General features: G+C 30.2%; 3 protein-coding genes. All 3 read right to left on the bottom strand.

Annotated features, from left to right (window positions below; genetic code table 11):
- Positions 1 to 824: glycosyltransferase WbuB (locus VIL26_08550; protein HEY8390975.1), on the bottom strand; the 824-nt coding region annotated here is incomplete at its 3' end.
- A 23-nt stretch (positions 825 to 847) separates the two neighbouring features.
- Positions 848 to 1,462: an acetyltransferase gene (locus tag VIL26_08545; protein ID HEY8390974.1), complete on the bottom strand. Its 615-nt coding sequence runs from the start codon at positions 1,460 to 1,462 to the stop codon at positions 848 to 850.
- Between the two features lie 20 nt (positions 1,463 to 1,482).
- Positions 1,483 to 2,169 carry a sugar transferase gene (locus VIL26_08540; protein ID HEY8390973.1) on the bottom strand — a complete coding sequence of 229 codons (687 nt, stop codon included), beginning with the start codon at positions 2,167 to 2,169 and terminating at the stop codon, positions 1,483 to 1,485.
- Between the last annotated feature and the right edge of the window lie 147 nt (positions 2,170 to 2,316).

The raw sequence follows: 2,316 nt of genomic DNA, 5'->3' as shown, positions 1-2,316 counted from the left end.
CAATAGATTCCTAATTCTTGGGCTTTTTTTTCAAATACATCTTTTAACGGTCCATCGCCCATTACTATAAATTTTATTTTATCAGAAATTTTTTTATTTGCAATTGCAATAGCTTCAATAACGCAAGGTATATTATAACTATGTCCTAATGTGCCTATATAAGCAACCCAAAATTCATTGTCAGGCTTTGAAACTATGCTTTCTCTAGAATATTCATCAAATTTATATAAATCGGTTCCTAAAAAGACTACTAAACCTTTCGAATCTTTTTTATTAACTCTTAAAGCCCTGTCTAAATATGTTTTAGACACAGCTACAACCTTATCTGCTCTTTTATATACTTTATTGGCCATTATTTGCAAAGGAAAAAATATTATATCTTTTAAAAAAGGCACCTTAAATACCATTTTAAATGCTTCTGGCCATAAATCTTGAATATCAATGATAAATGGAATGTTGTTATTTTTAGCATATTTTGATACTACATTAGCTACGCTTAAAGAAGGAACAGCGCAATAAATTACATCAGGCTTTTTTCGCTGCTTTAAGTATTTTATTATATTTTTGCTTAAAATATAGTGACTATACAATCTTTTTATAGATACATTTTTCTTATATCCAGGCTCTTTGATTAAAGTTATTTTATAATTATTTTCATAATAAAGATTTTGAGTTCTAAACTCTTTTTTTAAATGATTAAATAAACTGGATACTATTTCAACGTCATTATAATGCATTAATTTTGCAATATATGTAAAACGACTATTTATCCCTTCTGATTCAAAACCTAAAAATTGCGCTATAATTAAAACATCTTTTTTCATAAACTATGCCTTTTATCAAATTTTTAATTAATTAAAAATTTTTTTGCTGGAACGCCCACATATGTACCTTTTTTTATAATATTTTTTACAACTACAGCTCCAGCACCGATAATGCATTCAGAACAAATATCTATATTATTTATTACATTTGCGCCAATACCAATCCAGGTTTTTTCTCCCAAGCGAACATTACCGGCAAGATGAGCTCCTGGAGAAATATGAACAAAATCGCCTATAAGACAATCATGGTCAACTGTTGCTGATGTATTTATGATTACGCCACGTCCTATCTTGCTTCCAGTGTTTATTACAGCATTTGCCATAATTGCTGTGCCGCTTCCAATCTCAACATCATTCGCTATCACAGCTGCTGGGTGTATTGCGGTATACCATATAGCATTAGAATACTTGGTCATAATTTCATAACGAATTTGATTATTGCCTATAGCCACAATAAAGTAACAATCTTTTTCTAAAAATCTATTAATATCATCAATTCCGCCTAAAATTTTTAATTCATGTATGTTTTCTTGCCCTTTATCATCAAGAAAACCATACACAATATCGCCGTTTAATTTTATTATATCTGCGATTACCCTGGCATGTCCGCCTGCCCCGATAATAATAACTTTTTTCATAAAAATCCTTCTAAAATATATTAACAACTTTGAGTTCCTTGAAACTCTTCCATAGTTACACTAGTATTGCTATTAATAGCTTCGCGTTTAACAACTATCCAAAACGTCTGAAGTAAAATTTTTATATCGCCCACTAAAGTAATATGATTAATATATTCTATATCAAGTTCAAATCTCTTTTCCCATGAAATTGCGTTTCGTCCATGAACTTGAGCATATCCAGTTAATCCAGGACGAACATTATGACGCTTTCTTTGTTCTTCATTATATAGTGACAGATATTTCACAAGAAGAGGTCTAGGCCCTACAAACGACATATCTCCTTTTAAAATGTTTATTAATTCAGGCAATTCATCTAGCGAAGTTGATCGGAGAAACTTACCATATTTGGTAAGTCTTTTCTCATCTGGTAAAAGATTATTATTCTCATCTTTTTGATATGTCATTGTGCGAAACTTTATTAAATTGAATATTTTTTCATTTTTACCTGGTCTAGGTTGAACAAAAAAAGGATTTCCTTTCATCATTATTGCTGTTAAAATGGTAATCAATATAAATAAAGGACTTAATATAATTATCGCTACGATTGACAATATAACGTCATAAAATCTCTTGAAAAAAGGTTTATAAAATATCGCCGATAAAATAAACCATATCGTAAAGCAAACCAAACTTATGATTAAGATTCCCCACCAAGTGTTTGTCATTAGCGCTATAAAATCTCTCATCTTGCAAAAACTTTCCTTATTATTGATATCGTTCTATAGAGATCTTTTTCTGTCATTTTAGTATCGCTTGGCAAGCAAAGTCCCCTTGAATAGATATCGTCGCAAACATTACCCGCTGTAATAAAG

It is taken from the genome of Clostridia bacterium (assembly GCA_036562685.1).
In the GTDB taxonomy this organism is placed as follows: domain Bacteria; phylum Bacillota; class Clostridia; order Christensenellales; family DUVY01; genus DUVY01.
The sequence above is the reverse complement of the archived record's forward strand: the minus strand, read 5'-3'. Positions and strand labels throughout refer to the sequence as shown.